The following is a 21,974-nucleotide window of genomic DNA, read 5'->3' as shown; positions in this document are numbered from 1 at the left end:
GGGGGAGATCCGCATGTCGAATGAGCAGAAGCTCCGTGACTACCTCAAGCGCGCCACCACCGATCTCCGGCAGACACGGCAGCGGCTGCACGAGCTGGAGGCCGAGCAGCGGGAGCCGATCGCCATCGTCGGCATGGGCTGCCGCTTTCCCGGCGGCGTCACCTCGCCCGAGGGGCTGTGGGAGCTGGTCGCCTCCGGCACCGACGCCGTCTCGCCCTTCCCCGAGGACCGCGGCTGGGACGTGGCCGGGCTCTACGACCCCGACCCGGACCGGCCCGGCACCTCGTACGTGACCGAGGGCGGGTTCCTCGCCGACGCGGCCGGCTTCGACCCGGCCTTCTTCGGGATCAGCCCGCGCGAGGCCGTGTCGATGGACCCGCAGCAGCGGCTGCTCCTTGAGGTCGCCTGGGAGACCCTGGAACGCGCCGGGGTCGACCCGGCGACGCTGCGCGGCAGCAGGACGGGCGTGTTCGTGGGCGCCATGTCGGTGGACTACAACCCGTACTCGGAGGGCGGCAGGTCCCAGGAGTACGAGGGCTACCTGCTGACCGGCAGCGCCACCAGCGTCGCCTCGGGGCGCGTCGCCTACACCCTGGGCCTGGAGGGGCCGGCGGTGACGGTGGACACCGCCTGCTCCTCCGCGCTGATCGCCCTGCACCTGGCAGCCCAGTCGCTGCGCGCGGGCGAGTGCTCCCTGGCCCTGGCGGGCGGCGTGGCGGTGCTGGCCACGCCGGGTGCCTTCATCGAGTTCAGCAGGCAGCGCGGCCTTGCCGGGGACGGCCGCTGCAAGGCGTTCGCGGCGGGGGCCGACGGCACCGGCTGGGGCGAGGGCGTGGGCCTGCTGCTGGTGGAGAAGCTGTCGGACGCGCGCCGCAACGGGCACGAGGTCCTCGCGGTGCTGCGCGGCTCGGCGGTGAACCAGGACGGCGCGAGCAACGGCCTCACCGCGCCCAACGGCCCCTCCCAGCAGCGCGTCATCCGGCAGGCCCTCGCCAACGCCCGCCTGGCGCCCGCCGAGGTGGACGCCGTGGAGGGCCACGGCACCGGCACCACCCTCGGCGACCCCATCGAAGCGCAGGCGCTGCTCGCCACCTACGGCCAGGACCGGCCCGAAGGCCAACCGCTGTGGCTGGGCTCCCTCAAGTCGAACATCGGCCACACCCAGGCCGCCGCCGGGGCGGGCGGCGTCATCAAGATGGTCATGGCGCTGCGCCACGGCACGCTGCCGAAGACCCTGCACGTGGACGAGCCGACCCCGCACGTGGACTGGTCCTCCGGTGCGGTGGAGCTGCTGACCGAGACCAGGCCGTGGCCCGAGACGGACCACCCGCGGCGGGCCGCCGTCTCCGCGTTCGGCGTCAGCGGCACCAACGCCCACGTGGTGCTGGAGGAGGCCCCCGAGCCGGAGGCCCGGGACGGGGTCCGCGAGGGGGGTGGCGACGGGATCGGCCACGGGGCCGGCGACGGGGAGGAGGCCACGGCGACGGCCGTGCCGGCCCCGGCGGCGACGGATGGGACGTTGCCGTGGCTGCTGTCGGCGAAGTCCGAGGCCGCGCTGCGCGCCCAGGCACGGCAACTGCTGGAACACCTCGACCGCACCCCGGAGCCCGACCCCGCCGCCATCGGCTACTCCCTGGCCACCACCCGCACCACCTTCGACCAGCGCGCCATCCTCCTCGGCCGCAACCTCGCCGACTTCCGCAGCGCATTGACCGCCCTCGCCGAAGGCCAGGAGTCGCCGGACTGCGTGCGTGCCGTGGCCACGGAGGAGGAGCACGACGGGAAGACCGTGTTCGTCTTCCCCGGGCAGGGCTCCCAGTGGGTCCGCATGGGCGTCGAACTCATGGACACCTCACCGGTGTTCGCCCGGGCGCTGCACGAATGCGCCGAGGCACTTGCCCCGTTCACCGACTGGAACCTCCTCGACGTCCTGCGCGAGGCCGAAGACGCACCCGGCTTCGACCGGGTGGATGTGGTGCAGCCCGCACTGTTCGCCCTGATGGTCTCCCTGGCCCGGTTGTGGGAGTCCCTTGGCGTCACCCCCGATGCGGTCGTCGGGCACTCCCAGGGCGAGATCGCCGCCGCCCACATCGCAGGCGCCCTCACCCTCGAAGACGCCGCCCGGATCGTCACCCTCCGCTCCCAGGCCCTCTCCGCCATCACCGGACGCGGCGGAATGACCTCACTCCCTCTCCCCAAGGACCAGGCCGCCCAGCTGATCCAGCGGTGGGAAGGCCGCATCGCCATCGCCGCGGTCAACGGACCACAGTCGACGGTGGTCGCCGGAGACGCCGACGCGCTCGACGAGATGTTCACCCACTGCGAGCAGGACGGCATCCGCGCCCGCCGCATACCGGTGGACTACGCCTCCCACACCCACCACGTCGAAACCATCCGCGAGCGCCTGCTCGAACTCCTCGCCCCCATCCAGCCCCAGGAACCGCGGATCGCCTTCTACTCCACCGTCGCCGACTACACCAACGGCCCCCTGGATGCCACCTACTGGTACGACAACCTCCGCACCACCGTCGAGTTCGAGACCACCACCCGCCGCCTCCTGGAGGACGGACACACCCTCTTCATCGAAACCAGCCCCCACCCCGTCCTCACCCACAGCATCCAGGACACCGCCGAAACCCACGGCCACGCCCACACCACCCTCGTCACCGGCACCCTCCGCCGCAACGAAGGCACCTGGCACCGCCTCCTCACCTCCCTCGCCACCACACACACCCACACCACCCCCCACTGGACCGCCCTCTACCCCACCCAGCACACCGTCGAGCTGCCCACCTACCCCTTCCAGCACGAGCACTACTGGATCGACGCCTCGGGCGCCGGCGACCCCGCCTCCCTGGGGCTCGCCACCGCGGACCACCCCCTCCTCGCCGCCGCCGTGCCCCTCGCGGAGGGGGACGGGTACCTGTTCACCGGACGGCTCTCGCTGCGCACCCACCCCTGGCTGGCCGACCACGCCGTCCACGACACCGTCCTGCTGCCAGGCACCGCCTTCGTCGAACTCGCCCTCCAGGCGGGCGACCAGGCCGACTGCGGCAGCCTCGACGAGCTGACCCTGGAGGCCCCGCTGGTGCTGCCCGCCACCGGCACCGTTCAGCTCCAGGTGCAGCTGGGGCCCGCCGAGGAGGACGGCAGCCGCCCGCTCGCCATCCACTCCCGGGCCGCCGACGCCCGGGCCGAGCAGCCCTGGACCCGGCACGCCACCGGCACCCTCGGCCAGGGCCGTGCCGAACCGCCCGCGTTCGCCGCCGAGTTGACCAGCTGGCCGCCCGCGGGGGCCGCCGCCCTCGACACCGCGGGCCTCTACGAACGGCTCGCCGGGTTCGGCTATCAGTACGGGCCGACCTTCCAGGGCCTCAAGGCAGCCTGGCGGCGCGGCGACATCCTCTACGCCGAGGTCGCCCTGCCCGAGAACGCCGCGGGGCTCGACGACTTCGGCATCCACCCGGCCCTCCTCGACGCCGCGCTGCACGCCCTCGGCCTCCACGCCCCCGCCGCCGGCGGCACGGAGGACGGCGCGGTGCGGCTCCCCTTCGCGTGGCGGGGCATCGCGCTGCACGCCACCGGCGCGGGCACGCTGCGCGTCAGGATCGACGTCTCCGACCCGGACGCGCTCGGCCTCGTGTGCGGCGACGCCACCGGCGCGCCGGTCCTCGGCATCGACACCCTCGTGATGCGCGCCGTGGCCGCCGAGCAGCTGGCGGAGGCGACCGCCGCGGGCGGCGACGACCTCTACCACGTGGCGTGGACGCCGGTCGCCCTCCCCGAGGCGCCGGCCGTGGCCCGGCTCGCGATCCTCGGCGAGGACGACCCGGAACTCGCCGCCGCGCTGCGGGAGTCGGGGGCCGCGGTCGAGCGGTACCCCGACCTCGCCGCGCTGCTCGCCGCGCTCGGCGAGAACGGCCAGAACGGCGAGAACGGCGAGAACGGCGGGGCGCCCGACGCGGTGCTCGCCCCCTGCGACCGGGCCCGGGATGAGGCGGCGCCGCTCGCCGCCGTGCGGGCGGCCACCGGCCACGCGCTCGGCCTGCTCCAGTCCTGGCTGCCGGAGGAGCGGCTGAGCGGCACGCCCCTCGTGCTGCTCACCCGGCACGCCGTGGCCACCCACGAGGGCGACGGCGTCCGCGACCTGGCGGCCGCCCCCGTGTGGGGCCTGGTCCGCTCGGCGCAGACCGAGAACCCCGGCCGGTTCCGCATCATCGACCACGACGGGCAGCGGCCGTCCCTGCGGGCCCTGCACGCCGCCCTGGCCGCCGCGGAGAACGAGCCCCAACTCGCGCTGCGCCAGGGCGCGGCGAGCGCCCCGCGCCTGACCCGCAGCGGCGCCGAGCCCGTCCTGGCGCCGCCCGCGGAGGCCACCGCCTCCTGGCGGCTCGACCTGCCCACCCGCGGCACCGTGGACAACCTGGCCTTCGTCCCGCACCCGCCCATCGACGCCCCGCTGGCCGAGGGGCAGGTCCGGCTCGCCGTCCGTGCCGCCGGCCTCAACTTCCGCGACGTCATGATCGCCCTCGGCATGGTCCCCGATGCGCGTCCGCCGGGTGGTGAGGGTGCGGGTGTGGTGCTTGAGGTGGGGCCTGGCGTGGTGGGGTTGCGTCCTGGTGATCGGGTGATGGGCCTGTTCACGGACGGGACGGGGCCGGTGACGGTGGCGGATCGGCGGTTGCTGGTGCCGATGCCGCGGGGGTGGAGTTTCACGCAGGCGGCGACGGTTCCTGTGGTGTTCCTGACGGCGTTCTACGCGTTGCGGGATCTGGCGGGGGCGCGGGCGGGCGAGTCGCTGCTGGTGCATGCGGCCACCGGGGGCGTGGGCATGGCGGCGGTGCAGCTGGCGCGGCACTGGGGCCTTGAGGTGTACGGCACCGCAAGCCGGGGCAAGTGGGACACGCTGCGCGCCCAGGGCCTGCCGCCCGGGCGCATCGCCGACTCCCGCACCCTCGGCTTCGAGGAGGAGTTCCGCCAGGCCACCGCAGGCCACGGCATCGACATCGTCCTCAACTCCCTGGCCCGCGAGTACGTCGACGCCTCCCTGCGGCTGCTCGGCCCGGGCGGCCGGTTCGTGGAGATGGGCAAGACCGACATCAGGGACGCCGAGGAGGTGGCCGCCCGGTACGGCGGCGCCCGCTACCGGGCGTTCGACCTCATGGAGGCGGGCGAGGACCGGGTCCAGGAGATGCTGGCCGAGCTGCGGGAGTTGTTCGAGAGCGGGGCGCTTCGCCCGCTGCCGGCGACCACCTGGGACATCAGGCAGGCCCCCGAGGCGTTCCGGTACCTCTCCCAGGCCCGGCACACCGGCAAGATCGTCCTCACCCTGCCGCCCACCGTGCCCGGCGCCGCCGGTGCCGGGGCCGAGGGGGCGGGCACGGTCCTGATCACCGGCGGCACCGGCACCCTGGGCGCCCTGCTGGCCAGGCACTACGCCGCCACCGGCCGCGCCGGTCACCTGCTGCTGGCCAGCCGCCGCGGCCCCGAGGCCCCCGGCGCCGTCCAACTCGCCGCCGACCTCGAAGACCTGGGCGTCCGGGCCACCATCGCCGCCTGTGACACCGCCGACCCCGACGCCCTCGCCGCCCTCCTGGCCGGCATCCCGGACGAGCACCCGCTGACCACCGTCGTCCACGCGGCCGGCGTCCTCGACGACGGCGTGCTGCCCGCCCAGTCGCCGGAGCGGCTGGAGACGGTGCTGCGGCCGAAGGCGGACGCGGCCTGGCACCTGCACGAACTCACCCGCGACTTGAACCTGGCCGAGTTCGTCCTCTTCTCCTCCGCCGCCGGCACCCTCGGCAACGCGGGACAGGCCAACTACGCCGCCGCCAACGTCTTCCTGGACGCCCTCGCCGCGCACCGCCGCGCCCAGGGACTGCCCGCCACCTCCCTCGCCTGGGGCTACTGGGCCCAGGCCAGCGGCATGACCGGACACCTGGAACAGGCCGACCTGGCGCGGATGGCCCGCACCGGCTTCGTCCCGCTCACCGACGAGCACGGCCTCCGGCTCTTCGACGCCGCCCGCGGCCTCGACCGCAGCGCGGTGCTGCCCCTGGTCCTCAACCCGGCAGGGCTGCGGACCCTGGACCATCCGCCCGCCCTGCTGCGCGGCCTGATCCGCACCCCCGCGCGGCGCGCCGCGCGCCGGGCGGGCGGCGCGGAGGCGGGGGCCTCCTTCGCCCAGCGGCTCCACGGGCTGAGCGAAATCGAGCAGCACCGGACCGTGCTCGGCCTCGTCCTCGCCCAGATCGCGGCCGTACTCGGCCACGCGAGCGCGGAGACGATCAACCCGGAACAGCCGTTCAAGTCGATCGGCTTCGACTCCCTCACCTCGGTCGAGTTGCGCAACCGGCTGGGCGGGGCGACCGGCCTGCGGCTGCCCGCGACCCTCACCTTCGACCACCCCACGCCCGACGCCCTGGCCCGGCAGCTGCGCGCCGACCTGACCGGCGGCGCCGCCGGCGCCACCGCCGTCCCCTCCGCCCCGGCGGCCGTCGCCGTCCCGGCCGTGGGCGAGGAGGAGCCGATCGCGATCATCGCGATGAGCTGCCGCTATCCGGGCGGCGCGACCAGCCCCGAGAAGCTGTGGCAGCTGGTCGCGGACGGCGTCGACGCCATCGGGCCCTTCCCCGACAACCGCGACTGGGACCTGGACAACCTGTTCGACGACGATCCCGACGCGCCCGGCAGGTCCTACGTGCGCAACGGCGGGTTCGTGCCCGACGTCGCCGACTTCGACGCCTCCTTCTTCGGCATCAGCCCCCGCGAGGCCCTCACCATGGACCCGCAGCAGCGGCTGCTGCTGCACTCCGCCTGGGAGGCGATCGAGCGGGCGGGCATGGACCCCACCTCGCTGCGCGGCACCCAGACCGGGGTGTTCATCGGCGCCATGTCGGTGGACTACGGCCCCTGCCGGCACGTCACCCCCGAGGGCTACGAGGGCTACCTGCTGACCGGCAGCGCCACCAGCGTCGCCTCGGGACGCCTCTCGTACGTCCTCGGCCTGGAGGGGCCCGCGCTGTCCATCGACACCGCCTGCTCCTCCTCCCTCGTCGCCGTGCACACCGCCGCCAGGTCCCTGCGCAGCGGCGAGTGCTCCCTCGCGCTGGCGGGGGGCGCCGCGGTGCTGGTGTCGCCGCGCGCCTTCGTCGAGTTCAGCAGGCAGCGCGGCCTGGCCAGGGACGGCCGCGTCAAGGCGTTCGCCGACGCCGCCGACGGAACCGCCTGGGGCGAGGGCGTGGGCCTGCTGCTCCTGGAGCGGCTGTCGGACGCCGAACGCAACGGGCACGAGGTCCTCGCCCTCATCCGCGGCTCGGCGGTGAACCAGGACGGCGCGAGCAACGGGCTGACCGCCCCCAACGGCCCCTCGCAGCAGCGCGTCATCCGGCAGGCCCTCGCCAACGCCCGCCTGGCGCCCGCCGAGATCGACGCGGTGGAGGCGCACGGCACCGGCACCACCCTCGGCGACCCCATCGAGGCCCAGGCTCTCCTCGCCACCTACGGCCAGGACCGGCCGGAGGACCAACCGCTGTGGCTGGGCTCGGTCAAGTCCAACATCGGGCACGCGCAGACGGCGGGCGGCGCCGCGGCCCTCATCAAGATGGTCATGGCGATGCGCCACGGCGTCCTGCCCAAGACCCTGCACGTCGACCGGCCGTCCACGCACGTGGACTGGTCGGCCGGGGCGGTCGAGCTGCTGACCGAGGCCAGGCCGTGGCCCGAGACCGGCCGACCGCGCCGCGCCGGGGTCTCCTCCTTCGGCGTCAGCGGCACCAACGCCCACCTGATCCTGGAACAGGCCCCCGCGCCCGGGGCGGAGCCGGAGCCGCCCCAGGACGAGGCGGCGCCGGCCGTGACGACGGACGGGACCTTGCCGTGGCTGCTGTCGGCGAAGTCCGAGACCGCGCTGCGCGCCCAGGCCGCCCGCCTCCTCGACCACCTGGACCACCACCCGGACCTCACCCCGGCCGCCGTGGGCCACACGCTGGCCACGGCACGCACGGCCTTCGACCACCGGGCGGTCCTCCTCGGCCGCGGCCTCGCGGACTTCCGCGGCGCGCTGGGCGCCCTGGCCACCGGGGAGGAGGCACCCCACCTCGTCACCGGCACCGCCGCCCCCCAGCCAGGCCGCACCGTCTTCGTCTTCCCCGGCCAGGGCTCCCAGTGGGCGCGCATGGGCGTCGAACTCATGGAATCCTCCCCCGTGTTCGCCCGGGCGCTGCACGAGTGCGCCGAGGCACTTGCCCCGTTCACCGACTGGAACCTCCTCGACGTGCTGCGCGAGGCCGAGGGCGCACCCGGGTTCGACCGGGTGGACGTCGTCCAGCCCGCACTGTTCGCCCTGATGGTCTCCCTGGCGAAGTTGTGGGAGTCCCTGGGCGTCAGGCCCGATGCGGTGGTGGGCCACTCGCAGGGGGAGATCGCCGCCGCCCACATCGCGGGGGCTCTCACGCTGAAGGACGCCGCCCGGATCGTCACCCTCCGCTCCCAGGCCCTCTCCGCCATCACCGGACGCGGCGGAATGACCTCACTCCCCCTCCCCAAGGAACAAGCACTTGAGCTGATCGCACGGTGGGAGGGCCGCATCGCCATCGCCGCGGTCAACGGGCCGCAGTCCACCGTGGTGGCCGGAGACGCGGATGCGCTCGACGAGATGTTCACCCACTGCGAGCAGGACGGCATCCGCGCCCGCCGCATACCGGTGGACTACGCCTCCCACACCCACCACGTCGAAACCATCCGCGAGCGCCTGCTGGAACTCCTCGCGCCCATCCAGCCCCAGGAACCGCGGATCGCCTTCTACTCCACCGTCGCCGACTACACCGACGGCCCCCTGGATGCCACCTACTGGTACGACAACCTCCGCACCACCGTCGAGTTCGAGACCACCACCCGCCGCCTCCTGGCCGACGGACACACCCTCTTCATCGAAACCAGCCCCCACCCCGTCCTCACCCTCGCCGTGCAGGACACCGTGGAGGCGCGGGAGCAGGCGGGCGAGGTCAAGGCGACGGGCACGCTGCGGCGGGACGAGGGCGGCTGGCACCGCGTCCTGACCTCGCTGGCCGCCGCGCAGACCCATGTGGCGCCCGACTGGGAGAAGTTCTTCCCCCGCGGGCGGCGTCCGGTCGGCCTGCCGACCTACCCGTTCCAGGCACGGCGTTACTGGCTGGAGGCCGGGCCCACCTCGGGCGATCCGGAGGACCTCGGCCTCGCCGGGACGGAACACGCCCTGCTGGGCACCGCGGTGCCGCTGGCGGAGGAGGGCGACGGGTACCTGTGCACCGGCCGGCTGTCCCTCAGGACCCACCCCTGGCTGGCCGACCACGCCGTCCACGACACCGTCCTGCTGCCAGGTACCGCCTTCGTCGAACTCGTCCTCGAAGCGGGCCGGCACGCCGGCACCCCCGTCGTCGAGGAACTCACCCTGGAGGCCCCGCTCGTCCTTCCGCCCACCGGCAGCGTCCGTCTCCAGGTGCGGGTCGGCGCGCCCGGGGAGGACGGCTCACGGCAGGTGACCGTGCACTCGGGGCCGGGCGGCGCCGCCGCAGAACAGCCCTGGACCCGGCACGCCACCGGCACCCTCGCCGTGGCGGAGGAGGAGGCCGAGGCGTTCGGCGAGGAGCCGGCGGCCTGGCCGCCCGCCGGGGCGAAGGCCCTGGACGCGGAGGACCTGTACGACCGCCTGGCCGACCGCGGATACCACTACGGGCCCACCTTCCAAGGGCTCACCGCGGCCTGGGAGGAGGGGGAGGTCCGCTACGCGGAGGTCGCCCTGCCCGAGGACCTCACCGGCCTCGACCGCTTCCACCTGCACCCCGCCCTGCTGGACGCCGCCCTGCACGCCATCGGCCTGGGCGGCGACGCGGCCGCGGCGACGGGGCGGGAGGCCGGGATCAGGCTGCCGTTCGCCTGGTCGGGGGTGCGGCTGCACGCCACCGGCGCGGGCGCGGTCCGCGTCCGGGTGGCGCCGGGCGGCGCCGACACCCTCTCCCTGCAACTGGCCGACGCGGACGGCCGGCCGGTGGCCGAGGTGAGGTCGCTCGCCATGCGGCCCATCACGCAGGAGCAGCTGGCCGCGGCGGCCGGTGCCGGCGGGACGGCCGACTCCCTGTTCCGGCTGGACTGGGTGGCCGCCCCCGCCGCAAGTGCCGCGGCGGCCGAGGGCCGTTGGGCGCTGCTCGGCGAGGCGGCAGCGTACGGGCCCGCGCTGAAGGCCGTGGACGGCATCCGCGCCGAGACGCACCCTGACCTGGCCGCGTGCCTGGCCGGGGAGGGCGAGGCGCCGGGCGTGGTGCTGGCCGCCTGCCCGCGCGGGGTGCCGGTGCGGGAGGCCGTCGGCGCCGTGCTCGACCTGCTGCGGGAGTGGCTGGCCGAGGAGCGCCTGAACGACTCCCGGCTGGTGGTGCTCACGCGTGGCGCGGTCGCCGCGGCCGAGGGCGAGGATGTGCCCGATCTCTCCGCCGCGGCCGTGTGGGGACTGCTCAGGTCGGCCCAGACCGAGCACCCGGGCCGGTTCACCCTCGTGGACCTGGACCAGGACGGGCCGGGACTGCCCGCCGCCCTGGCCACCGGGGAGCCGCAACTCGCCGTCCGGGACGGCGCGTTGCTGGTGCCGCGGCTGGCCAGGGCCGCCGCGCCCGCGCCCGCGGGTGGCCCGGGCGCCGGGCTCGCCGAGGGCGGCACGGTGCTGATCACCGGCGGCACCGGCACCCTGGGGGCGCTGCTCGCCAGGCACTACGCGGCGGCCCGTCCCGACCTGCACCTGCTGCTGGTGAGCCGCCGTGGGGCCGACGCCCCAGGCGCCGCCGAACTCGCCGCGGAGCTGGACGCGTCGGGGGCCAGGGTGAGGATCGCGGCCTGCGACACCGCGGACCGCGAGGCGCTGGCCGCCCTGCTCGCGTCCGTGCCGGAGGCGCATCCGCTGACCTCCGTCGTGCACACGGCGGGCGTCCTCGACGACGGCGTCCTGGAGGCGCAGACCCGGGGGCGGCTGGACGCGGTGCTGCGGCCGAAGGCGGACGCGGCCTGGCACCTGCACGAACTCACCCGCGACCTGAACCTGGCCGAGTTCGTCCTCTTCTCCTCCGCCGCCGGCACCCTCGGCAACGCGGGACAGGCCAACTACGCCGCCGCCAACGTCTACCTCGACGCCCTCGCCGCCCACCGCCGCGCCCGCGGACTGCCCGCCACCTCCCTCGCCTGGGGCTACTGGGCCCAGGCCAGCGGCATGACCGGACACCTCGGCGAGGTGGACGTGTCGCGGATGGCCCGCACCGGCATCGGGGCGCTCTCGGCCGAGGAGGGCCTGGCGCTGTACGACGCGGGCCGCGCCCACGGGGCCGCGTTCCTGGTGACGACGCGGATCGACGCCTCGGCGCTGCGGGGCCTCGACGAGGTCCCGGCGATCCTGCGGGGCCTGGTGCGCGGGCGGGCCAGGCGCGCCGCCTCCGCCGGGGCGGGCGCCCCGGGCGCGGGCGCCCTCAGGCAGCGGCTCGCCACGCTCGCCGAGGCGGAGCGGGCGGAGCTGCTCACCGAGCTGGTGCGCACCCAGGTGGCCCTCGTGCTCAGCTACGGCTCGCCGGGAGAGGTGGAGCCGGAGCGGGCCTTCAAGGACCTCGGCTTCGACTCGCTGACGGCCGTGGAACTGCGCAACCGCCTGGGCGCCGCCACCGGCCTGCGGCTGCCGGCCACCCTCGTCTTCGACTACCCGACGCCCGCCGCGCTGGCCGGCTACCTGGGCGAGGGGCTGGCGCCGCGCGAGGGCGCGGGGGACGGGGCGCGGGCGCGTTCGGTCCTCGACGAACTCGACCGGCTGGAGCGGAGCCTGACGGCCGCGGCCCCCGACGGCGCGCTGCGCGCCAAGGTGGCCACGCGCCTGGGTGCCCTCCTCGCGCAGTGGAACGGCGCCGCGGAGGAGAGCCGCGGGGCCTCGGTGGCCGACGCGCTCGAAGCCGCCGGCGCCTCCGAAATCTTCGACTTCATCGATCAGGAACTCGGCCGTGCCCTGGACTGACCGCTTCGAGCCACGCCGCGCCGACAGAGGGAGGGAACACCGACCATGACGAACGAAACCGACCAGCCCAGCGAGCAGAAACTCGTCGACTACCTGAAGTGGGTCACGGCCGACCTGCACCGCACGCGGCAGCGCCTGCGGGAGGTGGAGGCGGAGCTGCGGGAGCCGATCGCGATCGTGTCGCTCGGCTGCCGCTACCCGGGTGGCGTGCGCTCCGCCGAGGACCTGTGGGAACTGGTCGTGGGCGAGGTGGCCACCGCCGGGGAGTTCCCCGCTGACCGCGGCTGGGACCTCGACGAGCTGTACGACCCTGAGCCGGGCAAGCCGGGGAAGATGTACGCGCGGCAGGGCTCGTTCCTGTACGACGCGGCCGAGTTCGACCCGGGGTTCTTCGGCATCAGCCCGCGCGAGGCCCTGGCGATGGACCCGCAGCAGCGGCTGCTGCTTGAGACCGCCTGGGAGACCCTGGAGCGGGCGGGCATCGACCCGGCGAGCCTGCGGGGCAGCCGCACCGGCGTGTTCACCGGGGTGATGTACGGCGACTACGGCAGCCGCCTGCACAGCGTCCCCGAGGATCTGGAGGGCTTCCTCGGCAACGGCAGCGCGGGCAGCGTGGCGACGGGCCGCGTCTCGTACACCTTCGGCTTCGAGGGCCCGGCCGTCACCGTGGACACCGCCTGCTCCTCCTCCCTGGTGGCGCTGCACCTCGCGTCGCGGGCGCTGCGCGCGGGCGAGTGCTCCCTGGCCCTGGCCGGCGGGGTGACGGTGCTGTCCACGCCGGGGGTCTTCACGGAGTTCAGCAGGCAGCGGGGGCTGTCCCCCGACGGTCTTTGCCGCTCGTTCGCGGGCGGGGCCGACGGCACCGGCTGGGGCGAGGGCGTGGGCCTGGTGCTGCTGGAACGGCTGTCGGACGCCCGCAGGAACGGCCACCCCGTGCTCGCGGTGCTGCGCGGCTCCGCGGTGAACCAGGACGGCGCAAGCAACGGCCTCACCGCCCCCAACGGCCCTTCCCAGCAACGCGTCATCCTCGCCGCGCTGGAGGACGCGGGGCTGACGGCGGACCAGGTGGACGCGGTGGAGGGCCACGGGACGGCGACCACGCTGGGCGACCCCATCGAGGCGCAGGCGCTGCTCGCCACGTACGGCCAGGACCGGCCGGAAGACCGGCCGCTGTGGCTGGGCTCCCTCAAATCCAACATCGGCCACACCCAGGCCGCCGCAGGCGTCGGCGGCGTCATCAAAATGGTCATGGCCCTGCGCAACGGGGTGCTGCCCAAAACCCTCCACATCGACGAGCCCACCCCCCACGTCGACTGGACCGCGGGAGCCGTCGAACTGCTGACGGAGGCCAGGACCTGGCCCGACACCGGCCACCCCCGCCGCGCCGCCGTCTCCTCCTTCGGCGTCTCCGGCACCAACGCCCACCTCATCATCGAACAGGCCCCCGAGGAGGAGCCCGCGGAAGCGGAGGCCGCCGCGGGCCTGCCCTCCGCGGGGGCGCGGGCGGCCGTGCCGTGGGTGCTGTCCGGGCGCACGCCGGAGGGCCTGCGCGCCCAGGCGCGAAACCTCCGTGCGCGCCTGCTGACCGGCCCCGAGGCGGACCCGATGGCCGTGGGCTGGGCCCTGGCCACCACCCGGGGGGCCTTCGAGCACCGCGCGGCGGTCGTGGCCACGGACCCGGGGGACCTGCTGGCCGGACTGCGGGCCATCGAGGACGGTGAGGCGCTGCCGCAGGTGGTGCGGGGTACGACGCTGCCGGGCAAGGTGGCGTTCGTCTTCTCGGGCCAGGGCAGCCAGCGCCCCGGCATGGGCCGCGACCTCTACGACACCTATCCCGTCTTCGCCACCGCCCTCGACGAGACCTGCGCCGCCCTCGACCCCCACCTCGACCGGCCACTGAAATCCCTCATGTTCGCCGAGGAAGGAACGGAAGAGGCCGGGCTGCTCAACCAAACCCGCTACACCCAGCCCGCGTTGTTCGCCCTGGAAGTCGCCCTCTACCGGCTCCTGACCCACCACGGCATCACCCCCGACTACCTCACCGGGCACTCACTCGGCGAACTCACCGCAGCGCACGTGGCAGGAGTCCTCACCCTCAACGACGCCGCGACCCTGATCACCACCCGCGCCCGCCTCATGCAGGCCGCCACCCCCGGCGGAACCATGATCGCCATCAACACCCCCCACGAGGAGATCACCCCCCACCTCGCCGAGACCCACGGCACCGTCACCCTCGCCGCGATCAACTCCCCCACCACCACCGTCATCGCCGGAGACACCGAACCCACACGCGCCATCGCCCGCCACTTCGCCGACCACGGCATCCGCACCCGCGAACTCACCGTCTCCCACGCCTTCCACTCCCCCCACATGGACCCCATCCTCGACCAGTTCCACGCCACCGCCACCACCCTCACCTACCACCCACCGACGATCCCGGTCATCTCCAACACCACCGGCAACCTCGCCACCACCGAACAACTCACCGACCCCGCCTACTGGACCCACCACATCCGAAACACCGTCCACTACGCCCAGGGCATCACCACCCTCCACACCCACGACACCACCACCTACCTGGAGTTGGGGCCCGATGCCTCGCTCACGCACCTGACGCGGGAGACGCTGGCGGCGGCGGGCGGGCCGGAGTCGGGGGCGTTTCCGGTGCTGCGCCGCGACCAGGCGGAGGGGGTGGCCTATCCGGCGGCCCTGGCCCGCCTGCACGTCCAGGGCACCCGCCCGGACTGGGCGCGACTGCTGCACCGGCCCGCGGTTCCGGTACCGCTGCCCACGTATCCCTTCCGGCGCGAGGCGTACTGGCTCCACGACGCGCCGGCGCCGGGGGGACCGGAGGCGGCGGCGCCCGAGGAGGCCGAGTTCTGGGAGGCGGTGGAACGGGAGGACCCGGAGTTGCTGGTCAGGGCGCTGGACCTCGACCGTGAACCGTCCCTGGACGCCGTGCTGCCCGCGCTTGCGGCCCGGCGCCGTTCCCGCGCCTGGCGGTACCGGCCGGTGTGGCGGCAGGTGCCGGCCCCGGCGGGGGTGCCGGACGGGGTCTGGCTGGTGCTCGTCCCGGCGGCGGCCGAGGGCGAGGCGGGGGCCGGGGGCGAGGCGGCGGCCGGTGCGGTGGCGGCGCTCGCCGAGCGCGGCGCCAGGCCGGTCGTGCTCCCGGTGGACGAGGGCCGCGAAGGCGGCGTGCGGCCCGCCGAGTTGGCGGCGGCGCTGCGGGAGGCGGTCGCCGCGGAAGGGCCCGTGTCCGGGGTGCTGTCCCTGTGCGGGGCCACGGCGGCCGATGCGCTGCGCGAGGCCCTGCCGGAGGCCGGGCTCGGCAAGGCGGAGGTGTGGCTGGCGACCCGTGGCGCGGTGGCGGTGGACCGCACGGAGCGGCCCGCCGTGCCCGAGCGGGCCAGGCTGTGGGACCTGGGCGGCGCGGCCGGGGCGGAACGCCCCCGCGGCTGGGCGCACCTGGTCGACCTGCCGCCCGTCCCCGACGGCCGCGCCTGGCAGTCCCTCGCCGGGCTGCTCGGCGGGGCGGGCGGGGACGCGGAGGGGGAGCGCGAGTGGGCGGTCCGCGCCTCGGGCGTTCTCGTCAGGCGCCTGGTTCGCGCCGGGGGCGGTGGCGGGGCCGGCCAGTGGCGGCCCTCGGGTACGGCCCTCGTGGTGGAGGGGGCGGGCGCCTGGGGCGCCGCGCTGGCCCGGTGGCTGGTGCGCAACGGCGTGCGGCACCTGCTGCTGACGGTGGGCTCGCGGCGGGCGCTCGCCGAGGTGGGGATGCTGGAGGCCGAGGTGCGGTCCCTGGGCGGCTCCGCCACCGTCGTGGCCTGCGATCCCACGGAGGCCGGGGCGCTGCGCGGGGTGCTGGACCAGGCGCCGGAGGGCCTTCCGCTGACGGCCGTGTTCGCCACCGCGGGCGCCGCCTCGGCCGCGGCCGTCCAGGCGGCGCTGACGGAGGCCGAGGAGGCGGCGCTGACGGCCTTCGTGGTCTTCGACGAGGCGGAGCCGGCGCTCGGCGGGCCGGCCGACGGGCGGGGCACGGCCGCGTGGGGCCGGGCGCTGGCCGCCCGGCGTGCCGCGCAGGGCCGTCCCGGCACCGCCGTCACCCTGGGCCCGTGGTTGGCGGCCGGCGCCGAGGGCGCGGGCGGGTCAGGCGCGTCCTGGGCGGAGGGGGTGCCCGCCGGGCTGCGGTTGATGCCGCTCGCCGGCGTGCTCGCCGCGCTGCGGCAGGCGCTGCTCCGCGGGGAGACGGCGGTGCACCTCGCGGACGTCGACTGGGCCGCGTTCGCGCCGGGTGGCGCTGAGCACCCGCCGACCCGCCTGTTCGACGAGCTGCCCGAGGTCGCGGCCCGCGCCGCCGCGGGGCCGGCCGGTGCCGAGGCCGTGCCCGGGGGCCCCGAGGGGCTGCTGCGGCAGGTCGTGGCCGCGACGCCCGAGGAGAGCGAACGGCTCGTGCGGCGGCTGGTGTTCAGCAGTGCGGCCGCCGCGCTCGGGCACGCCTCCGCCGAAGCCCTCGACGAGGACAAGGACTTCATCGAGCTGGGGTTCACCTCGCTCACCACGATGGAGCTGACGGCCAAGCTCACCGAATCGACCGGCCTGGAACTGTCGGCCGCCGTGATCTTCGACCATCCGGCGCCCGCCTCGCTGGCCTCCTACCTGCACGCGGAGCTGGTCTCGGCCGCCGCGACCGCCGACCTCTGACCGGGGCGCACCCACCACAGGACGCACGACACGAAAGGACACCCACCATGCAGATCGGCCTGCAGATAGCCGATTTCACGTGGCCGGAGGGACCGGCCCGGATGGGGAAGGGCCTGGCGGAGATCTCCAGGACGGCCGAGGAGGCCGGCTTCTCCCACATCACGCTGATGGACCACTTCTTCCAGATCCCGCACATCGGTCCCGTGGAGCGGGAGATGCTCGAGGCGTACACGGCGCTGGGGTTCATCGCCGCGCACACCGAGCGGGTCAAGCTGCTGACGCTGGTCTCGGGCGCCGTCTACCGGTACCCGGGGGTGCTGGCGAAGACGGTGTCCACGCTCGACGTCCTCTCGGGCGGCCGGGCCTGGCTCGGCATCGGCGCGGCCTGGATGGAGGAGGAGGCCCGGGGGCTCGGCATTCCCTTCCCGCCGCTGGCCGAGCGGTTCGAGCATCTGGAGGAGGCGGTGCAGATCGTGCTCCGGATGTGGAGCGAGGAGGACGGCCCCTACCACGGCAAGCACTATCACCTGGAGCGGACGCTTGACTCGCCGCGGCCGCTGACGGCGCCCCACCCGCCGATCATGATCGGCGGTTCGGGCGAGAAGAAGACGCTGCGGCTGGTCGCCAGGTACGCCCAGGCCTGCAACCTGTTTCCCTCCCCCGGCATGGGCCGGAAGCTGGAGGTGCTCCGGCGGCACTGCGAGGAGGTCGGCCGGGACTACGACGAGATCGAGAAGACCTGCTTCGTGCCGTTCAACGTCGGCGACAAGGGGATGTCGCCGCAGCAGATCGTGGACTTCCTCGGCCGTCTCGCGGAGCACGGGGTGACCACGGTGTTCGGCTCGGTCAACGAGGTGTGGGCGCTGAAGTCCCTGGAACTGGTCGGCGACAAGATCATTCCGGCCGTGGCCGGGCTGTGACGGACGGAGTGGACGTGTCCAGAACCGAGATGTCCGCCGCGGCCCCCGGCTCCCCCGAGTCCGGCGGGCCGGCCCCGGCGGGCGCCGGGGCCGCGGGAAGCGATTCCCGCACCGGCCCCAGGCTGCTGATCATCGCCGTCTGCCAGCTGATGCTGGTGCTGGACGGGACGATCGTGACCGTTGCGCTGCCCGACATCCACGAGCACCTCGGCTTCTCCCCCACCAGCCTGTCCTGGGTGGTGAACGCCTACATCCTCGCCTTCGGCGGCCTGCTGCTGCTCGGCGGCAGGGCGGGCGACATCCTGGGCCGCCGCCGGGTGCTGATGGCCGGCATCGCCCTGTTCGGCCTGGCCTCGCTCAGCGGCGGCCTGGCCGGGAACGAAGCGTGGCTGCTGGTGTCGCGGGCCCTGCAGGGGATGGGTGCCGCGATCGCCTCCCCGACGGCGCTGTCCCTGATCACGACCAACTTCCGCGAGGGCAGGGACCGCAACCAGGCGTTCGCCGGCTACGCCGCGGCCTCCGTCTCCGGCTCCGCCCTCGGCCTGATCCTGGGCGGCGTGCTGGTCTCCGGGGCGTCCTGGCGCTGGGTGCTGCTGGTCAACCTGCCCGTCGCGGCGCTGCTGCTGATCGCCGTGCCGCGGCTGATCAAGGAGTCGGAGCCGCAGCCGGGCCGCTTCGACGTGGCCGGGGCCGCCGCCTCCACCGGGGGGCTGCTCGCCGTCGTGTACGGGCTGATCAGGACGGGGGACGAGGGCTGGAGCGACGGCCTGGCGCTGGGGTCCTTCGCGGTGGGCGGCGTGCTGCTGGCCTCGTTCGCGCTGATCGAGAGCCGCGCCAGGCAGCCGATCACGCCGCTGCGGCTGTTCCGCGACCGGAACCGGGCCGGCGCCTACCTGCTGATGCTGCTGACCGCGGCCGCCATGGGCGGGATGTTCTTCTTCCTCACCCAGTACGTGCAGGAGGTCCTCGGCTACAGCGCCCTGCGCACCGGCATCTCGTTCCTGCCGGTGACGGTCGCGATCGTGGTGGCGGCGCAGGTGTCGAGTGGGCTGATGCCGCGGCTCGGCGCCCGGCCGTTCATGGCGGGCGGCGCGGTCCTGACGACCTGCGGGATGCTGTGGCTGGCGCGGCTGGCCGAGGACTCCGGCTACGTCACCGGCATCCTGCTGCCCGGGCTGCTGCTCGGGCTCGGCATCGGCGCGGTGTACGTGCCGGTGGCGCTGGTGGCGTTCCTCGGGGTGCGGCCGGAGGAGTCGGGGGCGGCCTCGGGGCTGCTCGACACCTCCCAGCAGGGCGGCTCCGCCCTCGGCCTGTCCGTGATGGTCACCGTGTTCGGCTCGGCCAGCCGCGGCGCGGCCGGGGACCTCCCGGCGGACGCGGGGCCCGGGGAGCAGGCGGGTCACCTGCTGGTCGAGGGCCTCCACTCGGCCTTCACGGTAGGGGCGCTGTTCACGGCCTGCGCCCTGGTCGTCGTCCTGGCCGCCACCCGCGTCAGGGCCGCCGACCTGCAGGCGGCGACGCCGCCCGGCGGCGGCGCCTGAGCGCACGCCCACCCACGCCTCTAAGGAGATTCGGCATGTCCCGATTCATGCTCGCCGCCGTGCCCGTGCAGGGCCACGTCAACCCGGTGCTTTCCCTGGTGCGGCCCCTGGTGGACGCCGGGCACGATGTCCGCTTCGTCACCGGGCGGCACTTCGAGGAGAAGGTCACCGAGGCCGGTGCGCGTTTCTTCCCGATCCCCGAGCAGCACGACTTCGACTGGCGCGACCCGGACGCCAAGTTCCCCGAGCGGGCGAAGCTGTCCCGGGTGCGCAAGCTCCAGTTCGACATGGAGAAGACGCTGGTCGCGCCCGCCGCCGACCAGGCCCGCAACATCCTGGGCCTGCTGGCGGAGGAGCCAGCCGACGCGCTGGTGGCCGACCTCGGCTTCGTCGGCGCCAACTTCGTGCAGGCGCTCGCGCCCCTGCCGCTGGCGCTGTGCGGGGTGACGCTGCTGCCCTACCTGAGTCCGCAGGTGCCGCCGCCGGGTCTTTCGCTGCGGCTGCGCACCGGCTGGGCCGGGCGGCTGCGGAACCGGCTGCTGAACGCCGTGATCAGGCGGGCGGTCTTCGGCGGCACCACCCGCGAGTACGCGGCGCAGCGGGCGAAGGTGGGGCTGCCGCCGGTCAAGGGCACCATCTTCGACGCCTCCGTCATCAGGCCCGAGCTGTTCCTCGAGTTCTGCGCGCCGGGGGCCGAGTACCCGCGCACCGACCTGCCGCCCACGGTGCACTTCGTCGGCTCGATGCCGCTGCCCTCCGGCGACTCCTGGGAGCCGCCCGCGTGGTGGCCTGAGCTGGAGGCCGCGCGCCGGGCGGGCCGGCCGGTGGTCGCGGTGTCGCAGGGCACCGTGGAGAACGATCCGGAGATGCTGCTGAAGCCGGCGATCGCCGGGCTGGCGGGCGAGGACGTGTTCGTCGTCGCCGTCATGGGCGGCGGCGACCCGGCGGCGCTCGGCGAGGTGCCGGCCAACACCCGGGTGGCGCGTTACCTGCCCTACGGGCGGCTGCTGCCGCTGTGCTCGGTGTTCGTCACCAACGGCGGGTTCGGCAGCGTGCAGACGAGCATCGCCGCCGGGCTGCCGCTGGTGGTGGCGGGCAAGGTCGACGACAAGGGCGACGTGGCCGCCCGGGTGGAGTACGCGGGCTGCGGGATCGACCTGCGTTCGGACCGGCCGCGGGCCGCCGCCGTCAGGTCCGCGGTGCTGCGGGTGGCGGGCGATCCCGCCTACCGGGCCAGGGCCGAGGAGATCCGCGCCCAGGCGCCGCCCGAGGAGGCGCCGGGCCGGGCGGTGGCGCTGCTGGAGCGGCTGGCGAGCACGGGTGCCCCGGTCCGCAACGCGGCGGCGGCGCAGCGCGCCTGAACTCCCGGCGGGCGCCGGGGGGTTCCCTGGGCGTCCGCCGGGGGTTCACCCTTGCTTGAGGTGAGCATGCTCACATGCGAAGCGAGGGAAGGAAGGTGCCCATGCGTGGACGGCGCGTGCTGCCGCCGGCGGCACTGGTGTGCTGCCTGCTCGCCTGGCTGCTGACGGCGGGGCCCGCACAGGCGGCGAGCCGGGCGGCGGAGCCGGACCCGGCCCCCGGGGCGGCGCAGGCGGCCGCCGGGCAGACGCGGCTGACCGCGGCCGGCGCGCAGGTGGTGCTGGACGGGCCGGTGTTCAACGACCCGGCGGCGGGGCCGGCGAGCGGGGCGGCCACGGCCGCGCAGCGCGCCGTCTTCGACCAGCTCATCGGCCTGATCGACGCGGTTCCCTCGGGCGAGCGCATCCGCCTGGCGATGTTCGAGTGGGTCGCGGGCGCCAGCGGCGCGCCGCAGCAGGTCGCCGAGCGCCTGATCGCCGCCCACGACCGGGGCGTCGACGTGCAGCTGGTGCTGAACACCTCGGCGAAGAATCAGCCGATGCGGGACCTGCTGGACGCCGCGCTCGGGCACGACGAGTCGGCCGCGTCCTGGGTGGTCGGCTGCGGCGACTACGCGTCCTCGGCCCGCGGCTGCCTCGCGCGGAACTACTCGCACGAGAAGTTCGCGCTCTTCTCCAGGGTCGCCTGGGCGGACGGCACCAGCACGCAGAACGTGGTGTGGCAGAGCTCGTCCAACCTCACCGACTGGTACGTCTTCACCTCGTACAACGACGCCTACACCCTCGCCGACGCCGCGATCCACCAGGCGTACCAGACCCACTTCGGCGACCTGCAGGCCGGCCGCAGGTCGGCGGTGGACCCGGACTACTTCTGGGCCACGCCCTCGGGCAGCACCTACAAGGCCCTGTTCTACCCGCGGGCCCTCGGCACGGGCGACCCCGTGGTGAACGTGCTGCGCGGCATCGAGTGCTCCTACCAGGACGGCGGCAGCACCCACCAGACCGACATCAGGCTGGTGATCTCCTCCTTCACCGGAAACCGCCAGGCGATCGCCGACGAGTTGCTGCGGCTGCGCGGCGAGAACTGCTGGATCGACGTCGTGTACGCCGCGCAGGGCATCGAGAGCGACGTGCTGAGCACCCTGCGCAGGACCGCGTCCAACGGCAAGGAGATCCAGCTGACGCCCTGCACCCACGACGTGGCCGCGGGGCACGAGGTGCGCCCGCACGCCAAGGTGATGCTCACCGACGGCTTCTACGACGACGACCTCGTGCCGCGGGTCTACACCGGCAGCGCCAACTTCACGCACCTGGAGAACTCGGACGATTCGCAGCTGCGCATCATGGGCCGCCAGGTCCACGACGCGTACCTGTCCTGGTTCTACGACCTGCGGGCCGCCTGCCAGGCGGGCGCCGCCGCGTAGCCGGGGCGCCCGCG

General features: G+C 74.9%; 6 protein-coding genes. All 6 read left to right on the top strand.

What is annotated here, in order from left to right; all coding sequences use genetic code 11:
* Positions 1-7 precede the first annotated feature (7 nt).
* A complete protein-coding gene (locus D7294_RS32550; protein ID WP_479681735.1) occupies positions 8-12,019 on the top strand; it encodes an SDR family NAD(P)-dependent oxidoreductase in 12,012 nt (4,003 codons plus the stop codon).
* A gap of 93 nt (positions 12,020-12,112) precedes the next feature.
* The gene (locus D7294_RS28470) at positions 12,113-16,717 is read left to right on the top strand and encodes a type I polyketide synthase (protein ID WP_422070756.1); all 4,605 of its coding nucleotides are present in this window, start codon (positions 12,113-12,115) and stop codon (positions 16,715-16,717) included.
* A 47-nt stretch (positions 16,718-16,764) separates the two neighbouring features.
* On the top strand, positions 16,765-17,637 hold the full coding sequence (locus D7294_RS28465; protein WP_120684683.1) for an LLM class F420-dependent oxidoreductase: 873 nt from the start codon (positions 16,765-16,767) through the stop codon (positions 17,635-17,637).
* Positions 17,638-17,651: 14 nt separating this feature from the next.
* Entirely contained in the window at positions 17,652-19,178 is a 1,527-nt protein-coding gene (locus tag D7294_RS28460; RefSeq protein WP_147450927.1) for an MFS transporter, read from the top strand.
* A 35-nt stretch (positions 19,179-19,213) separates the two neighbouring features.
* Positions 19,214-20,539 carry a glycosyltransferase gene (locus D7294_RS28455; protein WP_120684681.1) on the top strand — a complete coding sequence of 442 codons (1,326 nt, stop codon included), beginning with the start codon at positions 19,214-19,216 and terminating at the stop codon, positions 20,537-20,539.
* Positions 20,540-20,640: 101 nt separating this feature from the next.
* Positions 20,641-21,960 (top strand): phospholipase D-like domain-containing protein, encoded by a 1,320-nt coding sequence (locus D7294_RS28450; RefSeq protein ID WP_147450926.1) that lies wholly within the window; start codon positions 20,641-20,643, stop codon positions 21,958-21,960.
* The last annotated feature ends 14 nt before the right edge of the window (positions 21,961-21,974 follow it).

It is taken from the genome of Streptomyces hoynatensis, from assembly GCF_003626535.1.
In the GTDB taxonomy this organism is placed as follows: domain Bacteria; phylum Actinomycetota; class Actinomycetes; order Streptomycetales; family Streptomycetaceae; genus Streptomyces; species Streptomyces hoynatensis.
The sequence above is the reverse complement of the archived record's forward strand: the minus strand, read 5'-3'. Positions and strand labels throughout refer to the sequence as shown.